The 20,000-nt window shown below is 72.6% G+C and carries 23 protein-coding genes; 14 read left to right on the top strand and 9 right to left on the bottom strand.

Going from position 1 to position 20,000, the window contains the following annotated elements; translation table 11 throughout:
* Positions 1-57: 57 nt before the first annotated feature.
* Positions 58-1,521 (bottom strand): glycoside hydrolase family 26 protein, encoded by a 1,464-nt coding sequence (locus tag ACFV88_RS01195; RefSeq protein WP_385484618.1) that lies wholly within the window; start codon positions 1,519-1,521, stop codon positions 58-60.
* Positions 1,522-1,682: 161 nt separating this feature from the next.
* On the opposite strand from ACFV88_RS01195, the gene ACFV88_RS01200 reads away from it, so the two are divergent.
* From ACFV88_RS01200 to ACFV88_RS01210, 3 genes are read left to right on the top strand one after another with little or no spacing between them, the layout of a single operon-like run.
* Positions 1,683-2,924, top strand: a complete 1,242-nt coding sequence (locus tag ACFV88_RS01200) for an ATP-grasp domain-containing protein (protein ID WP_385484620.1) — start codon at positions 1,683-1,685, stop codon at positions 2,922-2,924.
* Positions 2,924-4,198 carry an FAD-dependent oxidoreductase gene (locus ACFV88_RS01205; protein ID WP_385484623.1) on the top strand — a complete coding sequence of 425 codons (1,275 nt, stop codon included), beginning with the start codon at positions 2,924-2,926 and terminating at the stop codon, positions 4,196-4,198. Before ACFV88_RS01200 ends, ACFV88_RS01205 begins: the two co-directional genes overlap by 1 nt.
* Positions 4,199-4,235: 37 nt before the next feature.
* Positions 4,236-4,736: a tetratricopeptide repeat protein gene (locus ACFV88_RS01210; RefSeq protein WP_385484626.1), complete on the top strand. Its 501-nt coding sequence runs from the start codon at positions 4,236-4,238 to the stop codon at positions 4,734-4,736.
* A gap of 39 nt (positions 4,737-4,775) precedes the next feature.
* Here the strand turns inward: ACFV88_RS01210 and ACFV88_RS01215 are convergent, their stop codons facing one another.
* The 3 genes from ACFV88_RS01215 to ACFV88_RS01225 all read right to left on the bottom strand — a co-directional run bounded on the left by ACFV88_RS01215 (position 4,776) and on the right by ACFV88_RS01225 (position 7,138).
* Positions 4,776-5,984: a chaplin family protein gene (locus ACFV88_RS01215; protein WP_385484629.1), complete on the bottom strand. Its 1,209-nt coding sequence runs from the start codon at positions 5,982-5,984 to the stop codon at positions 4,776-4,778.
* A gap of 136 nt (positions 5,985-6,120) precedes the next feature.
* Positions 6,121-6,378: a chaplin gene (locus ACFV88_RS01220; RefSeq protein WP_385485169.1), complete on the bottom strand. Its 258-nt coding sequence runs from the start codon at positions 6,376-6,378 to the stop codon at positions 6,121-6,123.
* 349 nt (positions 6,379-6,727) lie between these two features.
* Positions 6,728-7,138 (bottom strand): rodlin, encoded by a 411-nt coding sequence (locus ACFV88_RS01225; RefSeq protein WP_385484632.1) that lies wholly within the window; start codon positions 7,136-7,138, stop codon positions 6,728-6,730.
* A 380-nt stretch (positions 7,139-7,518) separates the two neighbouring features.
* Here ACFV88_RS01225 and ACFV88_RS01230 point away from each other — a divergent pair, with 380 nt between their 5' ends.
* Positions 7,519-8,001 (top strand): hypothetical protein, encoded by a 483-nt coding sequence (locus tag ACFV88_RS01230; RefSeq protein ID WP_385484635.1) that lies wholly within the window; start codon positions 7,519-7,521, stop codon positions 7,999-8,001.
* Between the two features lie 162 nt (positions 8,002-8,163).
* Entirely contained in the window at positions 8,164-8,574 is a 411-nt protein-coding gene (locus tag ACFV88_RS01235; protein ID WP_385484638.1) for a rodlin, read from the top strand.
* 95 nt (positions 8,575-8,669) lie between these two features.
* On the opposite strand, the gene ACFV88_RS01240 is transcribed toward ACFV88_RS01235, so the two are convergent.
* A complete protein-coding gene (locus ACFV88_RS01240; protein WP_385484641.1) occupies positions 8,670-8,954 on the bottom strand; it encodes a hypothetical protein in 285 nt (94 codons plus the stop codon).
* A 159-nt stretch (positions 8,955-9,113) separates the two neighbouring features.
* Between ACFV88_RS01240 and ACFV88_RS01245 the strand changes: the two genes are divergently transcribed.
* The 5 genes from ACFV88_RS01245 (at position 9,114) to ACFV88_RS01265 (ending at position 13,933) form a co-directional block, all read left to right on the top strand.
* Complete coding sequence (locus ACFV88_RS01245) at positions 9,114-9,521, top strand: rodlin (protein ID WP_385485171.1); 408 nt, start codon at positions 9,114-9,116, stop codon at positions 9,519-9,521.
* Positions 9,522-9,656: 135 nt separating this feature from the next.
* Complete coding sequence (locus ACFV88_RS01250; protein WP_385484644.1) at positions 9,657-10,781, top strand: PucR family transcriptional regulator; 1,125 nt, start codon at positions 9,657-9,659, stop codon at positions 10,779-10,781.
* Between the two features lie 59 nt (positions 10,782-10,840).
* A complete protein-coding gene (locus tag ACFV88_RS01255; RefSeq protein ID WP_385484646.1) occupies positions 10,841-11,164 on the top strand; it encodes a DUF6191 domain-containing protein in 324 nt (107 codons plus the stop codon).
* Between the two features lie 61 nt (positions 11,165-11,225).
* On the top strand, positions 11,226-13,028 hold the full coding sequence (locus ACFV88_RS01260) for a prolyl oligopeptidase family serine peptidase (protein ID WP_385484649.1): 1,803 nt from the start codon (positions 11,226-11,228) through the stop codon (positions 13,026-13,028).
* Positions 13,029-13,120: 92 nt separating this feature from the next.
* A complete protein-coding gene (locus ACFV88_RS01265; protein ID WP_385484652.1) occupies positions 13,121-13,933 on the top strand; it encodes an SURF1 family protein in 813 nt (270 codons plus the stop codon).
* On the opposite strand, the gene ACFV88_RS01270 is transcribed toward ACFV88_RS01265, so the two are convergent.
* From ACFV88_RS01270 to ACFV88_RS01285, 4 genes are all read right to left on the bottom strand, one after another.
* Positions 13,906-15,189, bottom strand: coding sequence for a hypothetical protein (locus ACFV88_RS01270; protein WP_385484654.1), 1,284 nt, complete (start codon positions 15,187-15,189; stop codon positions 13,906-13,908). The genes ACFV88_RS01265 and ACFV88_RS01270 overlap by 28 nt on opposite strands.
* A 125-nt stretch (positions 15,190-15,314) precedes the next feature.
* Complete coding sequence (locus ACFV88_RS01275; protein WP_385484657.1) at positions 15,315-15,983, bottom strand: SigE family RNA polymerase sigma factor; 669 nt, start codon at positions 15,981-15,983, stop codon at positions 15,315-15,317.
* 665 nt (positions 15,984-16,648) lie between these two features.
* Positions 16,649-17,161, bottom strand: coding sequence for a hypothetical protein (locus ACFV88_RS01280; protein WP_385484660.1), 513 nt, complete (start codon positions 17,159-17,161; stop codon positions 16,649-16,651).
* The gene (locus ACFV88_RS01285; RefSeq protein ID WP_385484663.1) at positions 17,158-17,658 is read right to left on the bottom strand and encodes an ATP-binding protein; all 501 of its coding nucleotides are present in this window, start codon (positions 17,656-17,658) and stop codon (positions 17,158-17,160) included. The genes ACFV88_RS01280 and ACFV88_RS01285 overlap by 4 nt, the downstream gene beginning before the upstream one ends.
* Before the next feature lie 285 nt (positions 17,659-17,943).
* On the opposite strand from ACFV88_RS01285, the gene ACFV88_RS01290 reads away from it, so the two are divergent.
* From ACFV88_RS01290 to ACFV88_RS01305, 4 genes are all read left to right on the top strand, one after another.
* Positions 17,944-18,813 (top strand): helix-turn-helix domain-containing protein, encoded by an 870-nt coding sequence (locus tag ACFV88_RS01290; RefSeq protein ID WP_385484666.1) that lies wholly within the window; start codon positions 17,944-17,946, stop codon positions 18,811-18,813.
* Positions 18,813-19,025: a DUF397 domain-containing protein gene (locus ACFV88_RS01295; protein ID WP_385484669.1), complete on the top strand. Its 213-nt coding sequence runs from the start codon at positions 18,813-18,815 to the stop codon at positions 19,023-19,025. Before ACFV88_RS01290 ends, ACFV88_RS01295 begins: the two co-directional genes overlap by 1 nt.
* Positions 19,026-19,214: 189 nt before the next feature.
* Positions 19,215-19,442, top strand: coding sequence for a DUF397 domain-containing protein (locus ACFV88_RS01300; protein ID WP_385485173.1), 228 nt, complete (start codon positions 19,215-19,217; stop codon positions 19,440-19,442).
* A 120-nt stretch (positions 19,443-19,562) separates the two neighbouring features.
* Complete coding sequence (locus ACFV88_RS01305; RefSeq protein WP_385484672.1) at positions 19,563-19,796, top strand: DUF397 domain-containing protein; 234 nt, start codon at positions 19,563-19,565, stop codon at positions 19,794-19,796.
* The last annotated feature ends 204 nt before the right edge of the window (positions 19,797-20,000 follow it).

Consider the following 20,000-nt stretch of genomic DNA (forward strand, 5'->3'; position numbering starts at 1 on the left):
CCGCCATGCGCCGCCGCTCGGTCGGCCCGGCCAGCCCAGCCAGCCCAGCCAGCAGGGCTACGGGCGCCGCGCCCAGCCGGCCAGGTCGGTGAGCCCCGGCGGGCTCCACGGCCGGGACCCGTCCCGCGGCGCCAGCGGATGCCAGGGCTCCGCCGGCGCCGCGGACCGTGCGGGTTCCGCTTCACCGCGGCCCTGCGGGACGCACAGCCCGTCCAGCCACTTCCCGAGCACCCCGCCGAGGCCCACCGGGGTGCACTCCGGTGCCGCGGGCGCGGGGGACGCAGGGGCCGCGGCGGGCTCCGTCGCGCTCGGCTCGACCGGTGCCACGGGCTCGGTCGGCTCCACCGGCACCGCCGGCGCGACGGGGTCGACGGGCTCCACCGGCTCGGGTTCCAACGGCAGCTCGGTCGACGGACCGTCCGACAGCAGCTCCCGGTAGACCGCCGCCGCCTGAGGATTCGCCCCGCACTGCCACACGCCGTGCGGGCAGTAGTCGGAAATCGTGTGGTAAACGGGCCGGTGCCGTTCCACCCACTGGATCATGCGTCGCATGTAATCGGCGTTGTCGCCGTTTCGGAACAGCCCCCATTCCGGATACGAAATAGGCTTGCCGCGGGCCCGTGCGAAATCCACGTGATGCTGGAGACCGTACGGTTCACTCACCTGCTCATCGAAGGTGAGACCGCTCGGTTGGTCATACGAATCCATTCCGATGATGTCGACCGTGTCGTCACCCGGATAGCACGCCGTCCACCCGATGGCGTCCTTTCCTCGACTCGGCGCGAAATCGAAACGGAACTCCTGACCCGACACGGAACGCATGGTGGTGACGATCCTCTTCCAGTACCTCTTCCACGCGCCCGGGTCCGGCGCGCAGCGATGGCTGTACGTCGTCCCGTTCATCTCCCAGCCGAGGACCAGGACGGTGTCCTGGAGCCCGAGCCGGACCAGCCGCTCCGCGAGCTTGCGGAAGTGCCCGTCGTACCAGCCGAACGCACCGCGCCACAGGTCCGAGCGGACCTGGAAGTCGCTGAGCGGCTGCTCGTTGCGGGCGGACATCGGCACGTTCAGCACGAACATCCGGTCGCGGTCGGCGCTGCGCCAGCCCGCCCAGTCCGCCAGGAACCCGACCTCGCCCTCGATACCCGCCCAGCTGTCCCCGGGCAGGTAGCTGTGCCCCACCTTCAGCTCCGCGCCGCCGAGCCACTGGCTCAGCTCCGCCATCCGCTCCACGCCCCGCGGCCCGTAGTCCAGGTACGCCCCGAACGGCGACCGCTCACCGTCGGGCGCCGGCTCGGCCTCGGGCACCGGCCCGGGCACCGCCTCGGACGCGGGGTCGGGGGCCGGTTCGGCGGCGGGCTCGGTGGCCGCCGGGGCGGACGGTACGGGGTCCGGGTCCGGCCCGGCGGCGTGCGCCGTACCGGAGACGAACGCCACCCAGGCGACGGCCGACACCGCCAGCGAGCGGAACCGTCCACGGGCCGCCCGTCCTCGAACCGTCCGGCATTGCTGAGGGACCATGCGCCGCTCCTAGCGAATTCGTCTTAGCGCGCCTTCCTTGACCTTCTCGACCCTGTCGCCCGAGAAACGGGGTCACAAGTATCCCTAGTGCGCCGAACGGGGGTTCAACCTCCTGCGCGCGACCGTCCGCCCACTTGGGTGAGTGAATGTGGAGGCGTTCCGTGTCGATACTGGACCCCGGGGTTCCCGCCGTTCTGCTGCGCATCGACCCGAACCCCTTCCACCACGGCACCCTCGGAGCCGTACGGTCATTGGGCCGGGCGGGTGCCGAAGTGCACGTCATCGCGGAATCCGCGGCCAGTCCCGTACCGAAATCGCGTTATCTGCACCGCACGCACCGCCCGCCGCCGCCCGACGCGGACCCCGCCGCCGTCACCGAGGTGCTGCACCGGGTCGCCGCGCAGATCGGTCGGCCGGCCGTGCTCGTCCCGCTGGACGACGCCGGCGCCATCGCCGTGAGCCGGGCGCACCAGGACCTCGCCGGGCCGTACCTGCTGCCGGGCCGCCCCGGCGCGCTCGCCGAACGGGTCGCCGACAAGGCCCGGCTCGCCGAGGTCTGCCGCACCCTCGGCATCCCGCACCCGCGGACCGTGCAACCCGACAGCCCCGAGCGGGCCGCCACCGCGGCCGAACGACTCGGACTGCCGGTGGTCGCCAAGTGGAGCCGCCCCTGGCTGGTGCCCGCGGAAGCCGGACTGCGCTCCACCCTGCTGCTGCGCTCCCCCGCCGAGGCCGCCGCCCTGCACCGCCGCTCGACGGAGGCGGGCAGCCCGCTGCTGCTCCAGGCGTACCTGGCGCCCGGGCCGCGCCGCGACTGGTTCTTCCACGGTTACGCCGACCGCAACGGAACGGTGCGCGGCGGCGGCTCCGGGTGCAAGGACCGGGCGTGGCCGCCGGGCGCCGGGCTCACCTCGGTGGGCCGCTGGGCGCCGAACCCCCGACTGCACGAGACGGCCCGCGAACTGGTGCGGGTCCTCGGCTACCGCGGCGTCCTCGACCTCGACTTCCGCCACGAACCGGGCACCGACGCGTACCACCTGCTCGACTTCAACCCGCGGCCCGGAGCGCAGTTCCGGCTCTTCGCGGACGGCCACGGCATCGACGTGGTGCGCGCCCTGCACCTGGACCTGACCGGCCGTCCGCTGCCCGACCCCAGGCCGCTGCCCGGGCGCTCCTACGTGGTGGAGAACTACGCACCGCTGACCGCCCTGGTCGCCCCGTGGCGCTCGGCACCCTGCGAACTCGCCTGGTGGGCCCGCGACGACCCCGGCCCCGGCCGGGCGATGGCCCGACTGTGGCCCCGGCACGCGGCGCTGCGCGCCCTGCGCCGACTGACCGACCGTCGCCGGCACGCCGGCACCGACACCCCCCACGATCCGCACGAGAAAGCGAGCAACCGCTGATGGACGACCTCTTGGTGGTGGGGGCGGGCCCCTACGGCCTGTCGATCGCCGCGCACGCCGCCGCGGCCGGAATGGACCTGAGGGTCTTCGGCCGCCCGATGGCCTCCTGGCGGGACCACATGCCGCCCGGCATGTTCCTCAAGTCGGAGCCCTGGGCCTCCCACCTCAGCGACCCCGACCGCCGGCACGGCCTGGACGCCTACTGCGCGTCCCACGGCCTGCCCGCCCGACACGGCGTGCCGCTCCCGGTGCGCACGTTCGCCGAGTACGGGCTCTGGTTCGCCGAACGGGCGGTGCCCGCGGTGGACGAACGGACCATCGGCTCGGTCACCACCTGCCCGGGCGGGTTCCGAGCGGTGACCGAGGACGGCGAGTCGCTGTACGCCCGCGCGGTCGCCCTGGCCGTCGGGGTGCTGCCGTTCGTCGACGTGCCGGCCCCGCTGCGCGGCCTCGGCCCCGAACACGTCAGCCACAGCAGCCACCACGCCGAGCTGACCCGCTTCCGCGGCGGCGATGTGACGGTGATCGGCGCGGGGCAGGCGGCCCTGGAGACCGCCGCGCTCCTCGCCGAGCAGGGCACCCGGGTACGGGTCCTCGCCCGGGCCGGGGCGCTGGCCTGGAACGGTCTGCCCCCGGCCTGGGAACGCCCCTGGTGGCAGTCGGTCCGCGCCCCGCACAGCGGCCTCGGCCCCGGCTGGCGCAACTGGTCGTACAGCGAACTGCCCGGCGCGTTCCGCCGGTTGCCGGAGGCCACCCGCTCCCGGGTCGCGAAGACCGCACTGGGTCCCGCCGGCGCGTGGTGGCTGCGGGACCGGTTCGAGTCGTCCGTGGATGTCCTGCTCGGCCACGAGGCGGTGGGCGCGCGCACGGCCGGCGGCCGGGTGCGGCTGGAGGTGCGCGGGCCGTCGGGCGTGGTGGAGCCGCTGCTGACGGACCACGTGATCGCCGCGACGGGTTTCCGCGCCACCTGCGACCGGCTGCGGGTGCTCGCCCCCGATCTGCGGGCGGCCCTGCTGCCGTGCGCGGACGGTTCGCCGGACGTGGGACGGGACTTCGAGTCGAGCTGGCCCGGGCTGTTCCTGGCGGGTCTGGTCACCGCGTCCGCGTTCGGCCCGTCGATGCGCTTCGTGCACGGGGCCTCGTACACGGCGCACGGGCTCGTCCGGGGCGTGCGCCGGCACCTGCGGCAACGGCCCCTCGTCGAGCCGGTGGTGGTCCCGGCACCAGGCGGTCCGGTCACGGCCGCCGCGGTGAGCGGGACCCTTCCGCGCTGAGCCGGGCGGCGGGCGGTCCACCTGCGAGAATGCGCCGGTGAACGACGAGACGCGCAACCGGTTGTTGGCCGCGGCGGTCGCCCTGCGCGAGGGCGGCCGTCGTGAGGAGGCCCGCGCCCGGCTGGTGGAACTGGCCGCCGCCCGCCCGGGCGACGCGGAGGTTGCCTACCAGACGGCGTGGGCCCACGACGTGCTGGAGTTGGAGGCGGCGGCGGTGCCGCACTACGAACGGGCGCTCGCCCTGCCGGGACTCACCGAGGAGGACCGCCGAGGCGCCTTCCTGGGCCTCGGCAGCACGTACCGGGTGCTCGGACGCTACGAGGAGGCCGTCGCGACGCTGCGGACGGGCGCGGACGAGTTCCCGGCGGACGGCGCCCTGCGCACCTTCCTGGCGATGGCGCTGTTCAACACCGGCGCCCACCACGAGTCGGCGCGCCTGCTGTTGGAGCTGGTCGCCACCACCAGCGAGGACCCGTCGGTGCGGGCGTACCGGCGGGCCATCCAGCACTACGCCCAGGACCTCGACGCGGTGGTCTGAGGTCCTGGGCGCAGCCGCGTCCCCTCGGGGGCGGGGGTGTCAGCGGCGGGCGGCGCGGGCCGCCCGCCGGTACAGCACGCCGCCGCCGACGAGCAGCGCGGCGGAGGCCGCGGCGATGCCGAGCGTCGCCGCACCGGCACCGGTGTCCGCGAGGGCGGGGGCGCCGGGCGTCGCACGGTGTTCGTGCGCGGGGGCGATGCGCGGCGGCGAGGTGCTCTCCGGCGAGCCGGGCCAGCCGGGTGCACCGGGGTGTCCGGGCGTCCAGGGCGAGCCGGGGGTCTGGACGTGCGGCGCCTCGCGCGGCGGGTCGACGGAGACCGAGGGGCCGGTCGGGCGCTGCGGCGGGACGGTCACCCGGGGCGGCGGGTTGTGGGTGGCCCCCGCGGTGTTGGCGCAGACGGTGCCGAACACCGGGTTCAGCAGGGCGATGACGTTGACGGTGTTCCCGCACAGGTTGACCGGGACGCTCACGGGGAGCTGACCGAGGTTGCCGGCGAGGACGCCGGGCGATCCCACGGCCGCGCCCTCGGCGGAGCTGCCGCCCGCCCGGGTCACGGGAGGCACCGAGCGCAGTCGGTCCGCGGGGGCGTTCGCCGCGTGTTTGGCCGTCTTGGCGTGCTTCCCGGACTTGGCGGGCTTCGCCGCCTTGGCGGGGGTCGCCTTGGCCGAGGTCGCCTTGGCCGGGGTGCCCTTGGCGGAACCGGTCCTGCCGGGGGCGCCCTTGCCGGGGGCCGCGTGCTTGGCGGACGCTGCGTGCTTGGGCGCCGTGCGCTTGGGAGCGGCGTGCTTGGCGCTCTGCCCGGACTTGCCCGACCCGGCGGAACGGGCGGGGGCCGACTCGGGTGCGGGCGCCGACCTGCTCGTGGGCTCCCCGGGCGCCCGGGCCGGACGGTGCTGGGGTGCGGCGGCAGCGCCGCCGGGCCCGCCGTGGGCGTACGGGTCGTACGGCGAGCCGACCGGGTAGTCGACGGCCGCCGGGTGCGGTGCGTCGGCGACGGAACCGTGCCCGGTGGTGTTGGCGGCGCCGTTCCCGAAGGTCGGGTTCAGCAGCGAAGCGCCGTTCACGCTGTTGCCGCTCACGTTCACCGGCACCGTGATCGGCGCGGAGACGGTGTTCCCGGAGACGACCCCGGGCGAGCCGACGGCCGCGGCGTCCGCGTCGGCGGCGAGGGCCTGACCTCCTGGCAGGGACAGGATGCTCGTCGCGGCTGCCGCCGTGAGCATGCCCTTGCTGAGGGCCTGTCGCATGGGAGGGGTCTCCTGTTCGCCGTAGGGACGGGGCGCACACGGCACCCGAAGAGGGGGCGCCGGCCCCGGGACCGTCGACGGACGGTCCCGGGGGCCGGCACAGGCACGGTCCCTCGGGGGGTCCGTGCCGAGCGCGTCAGTTGTTGACGCAGACGTTGCCGAAGGTCGGGTTCAGCAGCGCGATGATGTTCACGCTGTTGCCACAGATGTTGATGGGGACGTGGACCGGCACCTGGATCACATTGCCGGAGAGCACACCGGGGGAACCGATCGCGGCACCGTTGGCGCCCGCGTCGGCGAGCGCCGGGGATGCGGCACCCAGGGCAAGGAGCACTCCGGCGACCGCGGCCGCCGTCTTCTTGAGCTTCACGCGTTTTCCCTTCTCTGCGGTCAGGCCGAGATGTCGGTAGGAACCGAGCGGGTCCGGTTCTCGGGACCCGCGCCATGACCGGTGGCCTGTCAAACGACCACGGTCGGGGGAAGAAACCGAGAGCCGTGCTCTTTCCTCCGGCATTCACCCGAACAACCTGAATCACCCGGACCGCGGAAGGGTTCTCGGGAGCTGTCGGAATCGGATGGTCCCCATCGGTTCGAGGGAGGAGAACCGGTGCGGGGAAAGGAGGGGGGAATTCCCCTGGACGGCCGGTGGAACGGACCGTACGGCCGGGCGGCCCCGCTCACGAGGAGCGGGAGGGGGGTCGCCCGGAGCCGAACGGCCCGTGCGGTGACCGTGCCGGGGCCGGTCAGCTGTTGCCGACGCCGTTGCCGGACAGGACCGGGATGTCGCTGAGGATGTGCGACAGCGGCTCGTCGCCCTTGATCTGCGAGGAGTTCTCGGCGCACTGCTGGTTCTGCGGCGAGGACAGGACGTTGACGTCCTGGACGGTGATCGGGATCAGGCCGATCAGCGAGCCCACGTTCGCCTTGACGGGAACGCCGAGGCAGAGCTTGTTCAGCGACCCCTGGACGGCCCCGAACTGCGGGCTGCCGTCACCGTGGGTCTTGGCGTTGCCGTACGCCTGGGTCGAGCCATTGCCGTTGACGGTGGTGGTGCCACCGTCGTTGCCAATGGCCATCGCGGGAGCGGCAGCGGCGGCGGTGAAGCCGACCACGGAGGCAGCGACACCGGCCGCGGCCATGACCTTCTTGAGCATGCGAGAGTTCCTTTTCTGACCAGGTTGCTGGTGCCTGCTGGACAACTGCCGCGCACCGAAATGGTTGCGGGTCTTCACCCGGTCGGCTCGTGTCGCCCGCCCGGGCCAACGGATCGGCGTCCGCGGGGCCGTGCGACGGGTTGACCACGGAATTCGGAAACCAGCGCGTCAGATACCCCGCACGGTGAGTATCTGATTATCCTTTCGGCCCGGTTCTGTTCAGAACACTGCGCCGCCCGGGCGCCTTCTCCATGTGCGCGGAATACTCGGAATGCCCCGAGCACACCGAGCACTCGGAGTACACCGAGCACTCGGGTTTCCTCCCGGACCACCGGGGGCGTTCCTCCCGCGGCGGGCGCTGAAAGGATTCCGTGAAGCGCGTGATCAGCAAGCCCGACCAGCCCGGCGGACCCGAAGGCGACACCGGTCGGGTCGCCGCCCGCCCGCCGCGCGCGTGGTCGGAGCGGGAACTACGGCTCGTGGACCGGCTCGCCACCCTCCACGAGGAACTCGACGCACTGCACCGGGAGCGGGCCGCCCTCGTCGCGTACGTGTCGCGGCTGCACGCGGGCCGGATCACCGCCCCCGACCCGACGGGCCGGCGGACCGTGCAGGTGGACACCGCCGTGGGCCGACTGAGCTGGCGGATCTCCCCCGAGGACGTGGACCTCGTCGCCGAGGACGGGGCCGGCGGGCGGGGCGGACGCGCGGCGGGCGCCGGGGACCGGGACACCGTCACCCGGCTGTCGTTCCTGCACCTGCACCGCCGTCCGAACCGTCCGACGCGGCTCGCCCCGCGGCGGCGCGCCCGGGGTCAACACCCGGACGGCGCCGCACCGGGTGCGCTTAACCCGTCGGAGTGAAGCGCAGCAACCAAGACCTGCGGCGGCAGTTGGGCAGGGCGCTCCGGGACGGGCAGAGCGCCACGGGACCGGCGTTTCCCGGGGAGCGGCCCGCACGGGCATCCCGGGGAGCGACACAGCGAAAAACGCCGCACAGCAAGCGAAGTACGAAGGGGATATCCCGTGTTCAAGAAGGTCATGGCCGCCGCGGCCATCTCCGCCTCCGTCATCGGTGCCTCGGCTGCCGCCGCCGCTCCCGCGATGGCCATCGGCAACGACGCCGGCACCACCACCGTCAACGGCAACGCCGCCACCCAGGCGTACGGCAACTCCGCCACCCACGGCAAGTTCAGCCCGCAGTTCGCGCTCATCCAGGGCTCGCTGAACAAGCCCTGCATCGGCCTGCCGGCCAAGGTCAACGCCGGCTCGCTGATCGGCCTGATCCCGATCACCGTCCAGGACGTCAACGTCCTGTCCTCGCCGCAGAACCAGCAGTGCGTCGAGAACTCCTCCCAGGTCAAGGGCGACGAGCCGCTGTCGCACCTGCTCAGCAACATCCCGGTGCTCTCGGGCAACGGCGTCGGCAACAACTGATCCACCGCACCGACCGGCGGTGCCCTCCGGGGCGCCGCGACGAACGGGCCGCCGTGACTCCACGGCGGCCCGTTCCGCGTGTTCGGGCCTCCGGATCACCGGGGCCAGATCTCGCGCCGCACCAAAGACTCCCACTCCGGGTCGGGACGGCCCGGCACCGTGCGGCCCTCGCGCCGCCAGGTCTCTTCGAGCCGCCGGTACTCGGGTTCCGGTGCGCCCGTGTGGCGGGGCGTCGGCCCGGCGGGCCCCGGAGCCACCCGGCCGGGCGCCCGGCCGGCCGGGACGTCCCCGCGGGCGGTGCGGTCGGGAGCGCGGTCGGGGGCCCGCCGGCTCACCGGAATGAATCCCTGTCTCTTCCAGCCACCCTGTGCGTCAGCCATGTCCGGTCCAACGCCCGGACCGGCGTCCCTGTCATGGGCAGCGCTCCCACTGCGCCCGAGCGCTCCGCCATTCGGGTCAACTGCCGCAACCCCCGGCTCGAACACGCAGTTGATCATCATGCGGTTCCACCACGGGAGCCCGCTTTCGAAAGGGTGAGAATCATGAAGAAGCTGTGGGCAGCCGCGGCTGTCGCCGCCTCCGTCGCCGGAGTATCGGCCGCCGCCGCCCCCGCCATGGCGATCGGCAACGACGCCGGCACCACCACCGTCAACGGCAACGGCGCCACCCAGGCGTACGGGAACTCCGCCACCCACGGGGACTGGAGCCCGCAGTTCGCGCTCGTTCAGGGCTCGCTGAACAAGCCGTGCATCGGCCTGCCGGCCAAGGTCAACGCCGGCTCGCTGATCGGTCTCATCCCGATCACCGTCCAGGACGTCAACGTCCTGTCCTCGCCGCAGAACCAGCAGTGCGTCGAGAACTCCTCGCAGGTCAAGGGCGACGAGCCGCTGTCGCACATCCTGGAGGACATCCCGATCCTGTCCGGCAACGGCGCGGGCAACAACTGATCGACCCCGCACCCGAGGCCCGCGAAGGGGCCGACCGACGTACCGGTCGGCCCCTTCGCGCTGCCCGCCGTCCGGCGGGTCCGGCACGCCCATGCGTTAAAAAGGCGTCAAGGATCCATCGACACGGGGGCGCCCATGACGGACGAGAACGGGACCGCGCGCAGGGCACCCGCCCCCGCCGCGGCCGAGGACGCACGCGGCGGGATACCCGCCCACCTGCTCGACCTGGACGGATACGCCCGCACCCTCGCCGACGTCGCCACGACCGGCCGGCGGCTGACCCGGGACGAGCTGAGCCGGCGGCGGTCCCTCGGCGAGCAGGCGGCCGAGGCGGGCTTGCGGATCAGGCCGCTGATCTCCGCGCACCTCGCGGCCACCCGTGAGCACTGGCCGCTGGCCACCGGGTCGCCGGACCGGGTCCTCGCCGCCGTCGAACAGGCCGTCGACGCGGTCGCCGAGGGCCATGAACGGGCCCAGCGGATCGCCGTCCGGCAGGAGGCGGCGGCCCGGCGCGAATTCGTCGACGACCTGCTGTACGGGCGCAGCGACGTGGGACGGCTGGCCGCCCGGGCGGAACGCTTCGGACTGCGGTTCTCCTCCGCCCACGCGGTGGCCGTGGCGGCCGGCCCGACCGCGTACGAAGAGGGGGACAGCGTGCCCCGCCGGGTCGAACAGGCCCTGATCGCCCGCTTCGGGGACCGCACCGTCCTCGTCACCACCAAGGACGGACTGCTGGTGTGCGTGGCGCCCGGCGACCAGGACGACGCACTGACCTACTTCGCGAAGCAGGCGTACGCCGCCACCGGGGGCTCCCGGGTCGCGGTGGGACGCCCGCAGCCCGGGGTGGGCGGCGTGGTGCACTCGTACGAGGAGGCGCTGAACGCCCTCGACCTCGCCGAGCGGCTCGGCCTCGAAGGGCCCGTGCTGCGCGCCGCCGACCTGCTGGTGTTCCCGGTGCTGACCCGGGACCGGCAGGCCATGACCGAGCTGGTGCACCACACCCTGGGCCCCTTGGAGCAGGCCCGGGGCGGGGCGCGTCCGCTGCTGGACACGCTGACCGTCTACTTCGACGCCGGGTGCGTCACCGCCGAGGCGGCACGGCGGCTGTCGCTGAGCGTGCGGGCGCTGACCTACCGACTGGCCCGCATCCACCAGCTGACCGGCGCGGACCCGGCCGACCCGGTGCACCGGTACACCCTCCAGACCGCGGTGATCGGCGCCCGGCTGCTGGACTGGCCGCACCGCCCGACCGCCCCCTGACCCACGTGATCACGACCGAACTCACGCGCTTCACACGGACGTTCGTGCACACTGGGGGAATGGAGTTCGTCTTCTTCGCGACCTTGCCGGGGCTGGTCGTCCTGCTGACCGCGATCGCGATCGTGGACCAGGTGCTGCTGCACGCCGGGCGGGCCGGCATCCTGCCCTGGCGGGGTCCGGGCCGGGCGGGCCAGGTCTCGGCGACCGGGTTCGAGCAGCTCCACGGCGCGCTGTCGCCGGGCAAGCAGCACGAGCTGAAGGAGCGGGCCTCCTCCCTCGTGCTGCGCGACGACGAGGAGGACGGCGCCCCGCCGCACCGCACCCGGGTCGATCTGGACGGCGGCACGGCGATCGTCCGGCTGCCCGCCCGGGGTGGTCGCTAGACCGTTCGACCAGGTCGGGCCGGACCGGGCCGTACGGCGCCGGGCCCGCACAATGGGCAGCATGACTGACGAGATGCCCGACTGGGAGAAGCGGTTTCGTGCGGCCCGGGTTTCGCTGCCCGAGTGGGCCGAGGATGCTCCACAGCGGTCACTGTTCGCCTCGAACGCCACGGGGACGTTCGAGCTGTACGCCTGGGACCGGGACTCCGGGTCGCAGCGCAAGGTCACCGAGCGGGCCAACGGGACGACCGACGGGGTGCTGTCGCCCGACGGCGAGTGGATCTGGTGGTTCGACGACAAGGACGGGGACGAGTTCGGGATCTGGCGGCGGCAGCCGTTCGCCGGACACCCCGAGGGGCACACCGGGCCCGACGCCCCCGCGGTCCCCGGACTCGACGCCTCCTATCCGGCGGGCCTCGCGATCGGGCGGGCCGGCGGGCCGGTCGTCGTGGGCCGCTCCACCGATGACGACGGCTCCACGATCCATGTGGTGGGCGCGGACGGCACCCCGGTCGAGGTGTACCGACACCGTCAGTCCGCGGGGGTCGGGGACCTCTCGCACGACGGGACGCTGATCGCCGTCGAACACACCGAGCACGGTGACGCCATGCACGCGGCGCTGCGGGTGATCCGGCCGGACGGCACCACCGTCGCCGAGCTGGACGACACCGCGGGCGGCACCGAGGAGCTGGGTCTCGAAGTGCTCGGGTTCGCGCCCGTCACCGGGGACACCCGACTGCTTGTGGGCCACCAGCGGCGGGGCCGCTGGGAGCCGATGGTGTGGGACGTGGCCACCGGCCGGCAGCACGACCTGTTGCTCGACCTGCCCGGTGACGTGTCCGCCGAGTGGTACCCGGACGGGTCCGCGCTGCTCGTCGTGCACGGCTTCGAGGCCCGCAGCGACCTGTGGCGCTACGACCTGGGCTCCGGCGCCCTGGAGCGCATCGCGACCCCCCGCGGCACGGTCTCCGGGGCCACCGCCCGGCCGGACGGGAGCGTCGAGTACCTGTGGTCGTCGGCCGCCGAGCCGCAGGCCGTGCGCTCCACGTCCGGTGCGGTGGTCCTCGACCCGCCGGGCCTGCGCGCCCCGGCCTCGGTACCGGTCGAGGACGTGTGGGTGGAGGGGCCCGGCGGACGCATCCACGCCCTGGTGCAGAAGCCGGCGGGGGCCACCGGCCCGCTGCCCACCGTCTTCGACATCCACGGCGGCCCGACCTGGCACGACAGCGACGCGTTCGCCGCGGCGCCGGCCGCCTGGGTCGACCACGGGTACGCGGTGGTCCGGGTCAACTACCGGGGTTCCACCGGTTACGGACGGGAGTGGACGGACGCCCTGAAGCACCGGGTCGGACTGATCGAGCTGGAGGACGTCGCCGCGGTCCGCGAGTGGGCCGTGGCCTCCGGGCTCGCGGACCCCGACCGGCTCGTCCTCACCGGCGGCTCCTGGGGCGGCTACCTCACCCTGCTCGGGCTCGGCACCCAGCCCGACGCCTGGGCGGTGGGCATCGCCGCGGTGCCCGTCGCGGACTACGTCACCGCCTACCACGACGAGATGGAGGCGCTGAAGGCCATGGACCGGACCCTGCTGGGCGGCACCCCCGAGGAGGTGCCGGAGCGGTTCGCCGCCTCCTCCCCGCTCACCTACGTCGACGCGGTGAAGGCCCCGGTGTACGTATCCGCCGGCGTCAACGACCCGCGGTGCCCGATCCGGCAGGTCGACAACTACGTCGACCGGCTGCGGGCCCGCGACGCGGTCCACGAGGTCTACCGCTACGACGCCGGCCACGGGTCCCTCGTCGTCAACGAACGCATCAAGCAGGTCGGGCTCGAACTGGACTTCGCCCGGGCCCACCTGCGCCCGTAGGCCCTCTGGAGGGCGCCGGACGCACGGGCCGGCGCCCCCGGGAGGAGACCCCTGTGCGGGGGCGGGCGCCGGGCCCCCGTACCGTGGGACGGGTGTACCGGTTTCTGCTGACTCCGCGCTGGTGGGGGATCAACCTCTTCGTCGTGCTGGCGATCCCGTTCTGCCTGTTCATGGGCTCCTGGCAGCTGGGCCGGTTCGAGGACCGGGTCGAGGACCACCGGACTGCGACCGAACGCTCCGACTCCGAGTCCCGCGCCGAGGCCCGCCCGCTCGCCGAGCTGCTCCCCGTCACCAAGGAGACGTCCGGGGCCCGCGCGAGCACGACCGGCCGGTACGTCGAACAGTTCCTCGTCCCGGAACGCAAGCTGGACGGGACGAGCGGCCACTACGTGCTGGGGCTGCTGCGCGCCGGCGAAGGACCCGCGCTCCCGGTGGTCCGCGGCTGGCTGCCCGGCGAACCGGACCCCTCGCAGGTGCCCGCCCTGCCGGACGGCGAGGTGACCGTCACCGGCGCGCTCCAGGCGTCCGAGAGCCCGGGCAGCGACGGGGCCCGCACCGCGGGCGGACTGCCGGCCGGTCAGGTCGGGATGATCAGCGCGGCGACGCTGGTGAACCTCGTCCCGTACGAGGTCCAGAACGCCTGGGTGACCCTCGATCCGGCCGACTCCGGGATGACCGCCGTGCCCGCGGCGGCACCCCAGAACACCGGACTCGACCTAAAGGCGTTCCAGAACCTCGGGTACACCGGCGAGTGGTTCGTCTTCGCCGGGTTCGTGGTCTTCATGTGGTTCCGGCTGCTGCGCCGGGAGACCGAGGCGGCCCGGGACGTCGCCCTCGGGCTCACCGCCCCGGACTCCGTACCGGAAGCGGGTGCGGTTCAGGAGGCGGGCAAGGCTCCCGTGTAGTACACCGTCCCCGCGCAGGCGTCGGGGATCGTCGTCGAGGCCGAGGGGGCGCCGGGCTCCGCCGTGTGGGAGACCGCGACGCTGCCCTCCACCGGAACGCCCTCCTGGGCGCCGAGCTGCGGCGCGGCGCCGCCACCCGTCTCCGACTCCCCGCCGCCACCGGCCCCGGACGTGGTTCCCGAGGAGGTCGACGGGTCGGGGGACGGGCCGCCGGTGCTGCCGCCGCCCTCGGTGGGGCAGGACGCGGACGGCACCCAGGCGAAGCGCACCTCGTAGGCCGTGCCCGGCTTCAGGATCAGCTGCGCCGGTTCCGAGGACGGTGCCGGCAGGCCCGTCGCGGCGTCCCCGGCGGTGTGGGTGAGCGAGCCGACCTGCGTGGAGTCGGCCGCGCCCTGGGCGGCGACGACGACGCTGCCGCCGCCGTCGACCGTGCAGTTGCCGGTGGAGACGTTGGCCACCCGGAAGGAGCCGTAGACGGAGCCGTCGGGGCCCGGGGCTCCGACGTTGGCGCCCGCCGAGCCCAGGTCGGTGGGACCGCAGCTGGGCGAGGAGGCGTTGTCGGAACCGGTACCGGGGTCGGTGCCCGGGTCGGAACCGGTGGGGCCGCCGCTGGTCGTGCCGCCGGGGCCGCCGCCGGTGGTGGCTCCGCCGCTGGTCGCGCCCTGCACCGGCTCGCCCGGGCCGCCCGTGCGTTCGCCCTTCTCGGTACGGCTCGGCTTGCCGGACGGCTCCCGGCTGCCCGGCCGGGACGGGGTGCTCGACTGCTTCTCCGACTGGACGCCGTCGCTGCCGCGGGTCTCCTGACCGTGTCCCACGTGGGACACGGTGGTGTCCGTGGTGCCCGGCGAGTTCGCCATGTGGACGAGTACGGGGACCGCGGTGCCGATCAGGACGGCCGCCGCGGCGACGCCGACGACGGCCTGCCGCTTGCGGGCGCGGCGGGCCGGGACGGCGCGGCGCAGGTGCTCCAGGGTGCCGTCGGTGGGCTCCAGGTCTCCGACGCTCCCGTGCAGCAGCGCCCGCAGGTCGAACTCGTCGCTGCCGCTGCCGCTGCCACTGCCGGCGTCGCCGGGGCGGTGCGTGAGGTCCATGAGGTCCGTGCGGCCGGTGGTGTCGGTGGCTCCGGGGTGCGGGGCCTCGGATGCGCCGTCCGTACAGCCGGTGTCCGGGCCGCCGGCGTCCGGACCGCCGGTGCCGGTCGCCCGGTCCGGAGTCGACGAGCCGTCGTCGGGTCCGGTGGAGGGGCTGTCGTTCACAGTTGCGTTCCCAGCGTCTCGCTCGTACTCGTTCCGGGCCCGACCGCCGCCGCCGTTCACGTCGTCCGGCTGGTCAGCGCGCGACGACTCGGCGGGCGGGCCGTCGTGGCCCCGGCGTTCGCCGCTCACTTCTTGGCCCCCATGGCGACCCGTAGGGCGGCTATCCCCCGGGACCCGTACGCCTTCACCGAACCGAGGGAGACGCCGAGCGTCTCGGCGACCTGGACCTCGGTCATGTCCGCGAAGTACCGCAGGACGAGGACCTCGCGCTGACGGCGCTGGAGGCCCTTCATCGCCTGGATCAGGGCGTCTCGCTCCAGCAGGTCGTACGCGCCCTCCTCCGCGCTCGCCATGTCCGGCATCGGCTTCGAGAGCAGCTTGAGCCCGAGTATGCGACGGCGCAGCGCGGAGCGGGAGAGGTTCACGACCGTCTGGCGCAGGTACGCGAGGGTCTTCTCCGGGTCCCGGACGCGCTTGCGCGCGGAGTGCACGCGGATGAACGCCTCCTGGACGACGTCCTCGCAGGACGCGGTGTCGTCGAGGAGCAGGGCGGCGAGGCCGAGCAGCGAGCGGTAGTGCGCGCGGTAGGTCTCGGTGAGGTGGTCGACGGTGGTGCCCTCCGCGGGCACGTCCTCGGCGCCCTGGCGCGAGGAGGACACCGGCGTGGGACGGGTCGCGGGCACGGGCGCGATCACCGGCATGCCGCCGGGCGCGGCGACCGCGCGGGGGCGCCGGGGCGGTCGCAGGACACTGCCGCGAACCTGGACCGCTGTGAAATCGAGTACCTCTGCCACGCCAGTTGGACACGCTCCCCCGGGTGAGGGTTGTACGCACCGGGCCTCGGATTGTTTCCGGGCACTCTGTCTGACATGGCGTCATCTGCCCACATGCGTACCAGCTCTTCCCTTGACCCCGATTTGTCCGCGCCCCCCGCGCCCACCTGGTAGGCCCTGACGCCCCCGAGGGCGTACGCGCGAAGACGCGGACCGCGGTGCGCTTGGTTGCGCGCCGCGGGGGAGGAGATCCGGTGAGCCGTGGTGGTCCTGTGAGACTTACGGTGATCCTACAAATGAAATCGGGCTTGAACAGGTGTGATTTTTTCTGACCGGTCGTGCCTTGGATGGTTTTGGGCTCCGGGTGGGATCGTCCGCAGGCCCGGAGCGGGTGCCCGGAGGCGTTCAGTGCGGTGGCGGGTGGTCCGCGAGGCGGTCGTCCTCGGCGATGTGGTGGGGGCAGGTGTGGTGGGTGACGGGTGTGGTGCTGGTGCCGGTGCTGTCGTGGCCACTGTGGTTGGTGTAGCCGAGGACGACGGGGGCGGTGGTCCAGTGTCCGCAGACGTAGCAGTGGGCGCCGGTCTCGGGGGGTGGGCCGTTGAGGAGGGCGTCGCGAAAGCTGTCTTGGCGGAGCCCCGGGTGGACCGCTGTAACGGTCCGCCCGGGGCGTTTGCGTGTGTGGTGGGTCAGGGAAGCGTTCGGCGGTGGTCGGTCGTCCCCGACGACAGCGCCAGGGCCGCGAAGTCGGACCAGTGGGGGGTGCGCCAGCGGGGCAGGGGGAGGTCGGGACCGGGCTCACGTCCCGGTTTCAGCCAGGCGGTGAGCACGTACCGCTCGGCGTGGTCCGCCGCGACGACCCGGACCGCGCCCCCGACCCGCAGGCGCCGCACCGTCGGACCGTGGTCCTCGCGCAGCGCCCAATGGCGAAGACGGGTCGGGGCGTCGTGGGGCAGGTCGTGGTCCGGGAACGGGACGACGTCGAGGGCCGTGGGGCGGATGGGGCCCACGGCCGGGTCGGGGTCGAGGCCGTCCGCGATGCGGAACGCCTGTTTCCGCAGCCACCGCAGTACGCGGCCGGGGTAGGGGCTGTCGAACGCCCCCAGAACGATCCGGGTGTCCCACCTCCCCGCCGCCGACGACCACTCCGCGACGACCCGCGCCTGATAACGGGCCGCGGATTCGAGGGGCCGCCCCGTCACCGTCGCCCCCTTCCCGGGTCGGCGGGCACGGCGAGCGTGCACCAGGTCTTCGTACCGTCGGGCCCGACTCCCCACGCGGAGGCGAGCGTGGCGACGATGAGCATGCCGCGTCCGCTCTCGTCCTCCGGACCGGCCGTGGTGAGGTTTGCCCGGCGGCCGGGCGAGCCGTCGTCCACCTCGATCGTGACCAGGTCATCGGCGAACAGGAGCCGACAGGTGACCCGTTGGCTGTCCCCGTGCCGGAGCGCGTTGGTGACGAGCTCGCTGACGAGGAGCTGCGCGTTGTCCATGAGATCGGCCAGCCCCCAGAAACGGAGTTGGGCACGGCAGACGCCACGCAGGTGGCCGACCCAGCGGTCGTCGCCCGTGCTGGACGAACGGCCACCGATCTGGGGACTTCGGCGGAGGGACAACGTCGCCTCGCCGCGCACCCCTTCGGGAACGGTGTCGAGAGGGTGGTGCTCGGTGGGGCTTTCTGCGGTGACGTTCTGGCGCATCGCGGCCTCGGCTCGTTGAGGAGGGGGAGCGGACCGCCGCGCCCGACGGGGAGATCGGGACGGCGGCCCCGGCCGGAGGAGATGGGGGGTCGACCGGCCGACCGACAGGCAGCAGCGACCACGCAGGGCGCGAAGCATCACCGTGAGTCAGGTCACGGTGACTTCCTGTCGGGCATAGCTTGCTCCCATCGAGACCTATTGCGCAATATCGAGCATAGAGATGTCGAATCGATCGAACGGGTTGCCGTATCGCGGTCACTCCTCTCGACTGTCAGAATGCTCCTCATGACGCAAAAGAAGCTCCCTCCACCGGTCTTGAGGCGTCGCGTTGGTAGCCTGCTGCGCGATTACCGTGAAGCGGCGGGTCTCCAACCAGGCGTTGCCGCCAAGCGACTTGGCTGGGACTCCACGCGGCAAGGACGCATCGAGCGCGGCGTCTACCGCGTCACCGCTGACGACATCCGCAACATGCTTGAGATGTACGGCATCCATGACGACGAGGAGGCGGTGCGCGAGATGGCCGCAGCCTCCAACGAGCCTCTGCGCTCGGGTTGGTGGGCCTCCTACATGGGGCACATCTCCGACGCGCTACTTGAGTTCATCACTCTCGAATCGAAGTCGATGGAAATCCGGATGCAGCACCCGGCGATCATTCCGGGCCTGCTCCAAGCGCCTGGGTACGTTCGGGAGATCGTCAACAGCCCGCTTCACCCAGACAACCGCGATAAGGCCGACATGCTGAGTGCCATCCGCATGGCACGTCAGCAAGTTCTTTACCGGCCCGGGAATCCGGCCCGCCTCCACGCGCTGATCTCCGAGTCGGCCCTCCTGCACCGCTTCCCCAATGCGCCGGGAGTGATGAGGGAGCAGCTTCGCAAGTTGCTCGACGACACAGAGCGGTCCAACATCACCATCCAAATCGTCCCGACCACCGCACCCGCCTACACAGCAGCGAACCAGGCCATGACCATCATGAGCTTCCAGCACCCCTGGCCCACGGTGATCTCCATCGATAACTCCCTGGGCGGCAATTTCCTGGAATCGCCCACCGACGTGAGTGCCCTCTCGATCGTGTTCGACAAGATCGCAGACCTCGCACTCTCCGTGAAGGAGTCGCGGGAACTCATCAACGCCCGCTTGGAGGAAAAGTTCTGATGCCCCGATACAGCTACCGCGATGAGAAGACCGGCCTGACATGGCGAAAGTCGTCGTACAGCGGCGGCGACCAAGGCCAGTGCCTGGAGATCGCCGAAACGGCCAGCGCAGTTCATGTCCGGGACTCGAAGAACCCCGAATCCGTCGCGCTGACCTTCACCACCGCCCAGTTCACCGCCTTCGCACGGTTCGCGTCAGAGCCTGGCGCGTAACCTCAGCCGGACTCAACGACCGATCAGGATGTGGCTTTCTCTCGTGCCGATGGGGGAAGTCATACGGAAGGCGCAGCAAATCCAGCTCCTGGAAGCCAGGTTCAACGTCCACGGCTCCATCGTCCTTCCCGTGGCCAAGTCTCAGGATCGTCTCAACGAGTATCTGAAAGGAGTACATACGTGACCACCATGAACACACGGGCACTCACCGTCACCCTCGAAGGTGCCGTCTGGCGGAAGTCGTCTTTCAGCGGAGGTAGCCAGGGGCAGTGCGTTGAGGTCGCCGACATCCGCAGCCATGGGGGTGTCGCCGTACGCGACTCGAAGAACCCGACGGGCCCCGTCCTCCTGATGGCCCCCGAAGCGTTCGCCAGCTTCCTCACCAGCGCGGCCCACGGAGCCTTCGACCGGCTCTGACATGGCAGAAACAGTCGCCTTCCTAGAAGCTGAGTTCGACGCCATCGAGTCCATCGCTCTTCCCGTGGACGAGTCACGGGAACTGATTGCCGAGTATCTGGAAGGAGTGCGCAAGTGACCGTGAGCAAAGGGGAATTCCTGATGGCGCCAGAGGTCGAGGGGCCCATCTGGAAGAAGTCGTCCTACAGCGGCAGCAGCCAAGGCCAGTGCGTTGAGGTCGCCGACATCCGCCGCCACGGGGGTGTCGCCGTACGCGACTCGAAGAACCCGACGGGCCCCGTCCTCCTGATGGCCCCCGAAGCGTTCGCCAGCTTCCTCACCAGCGCGGCCCACGGAGCCTTCGACCGGCTCTGACCGCGGCACCCCAAGCGCGGGACCCGCCGTCCCCAGCCCGGTCCGGGGACGGCGGGCCACTCTCCCGTTCAGTGGTGCTGAATCACTTCGACCTCGCCTCGAACGGCACGGCGACCGACGCCGTGGTGTCGGACGCCATGGGCTCGGCACCGCTTCCGCCGCGTTCGTGACCGGCGTGTGAAGCACGCGGAGCCGCAGGACGCG

The sequence above is a fragment of the Streptomyces sp. NPDC059816 genome, from assembly GCF_042732055.1.
Taxonomy (GTDB): Bacteria; Actinomycetota; Actinomycetes; order Streptomycetales; family Streptomycetaceae; genus Streptomyces.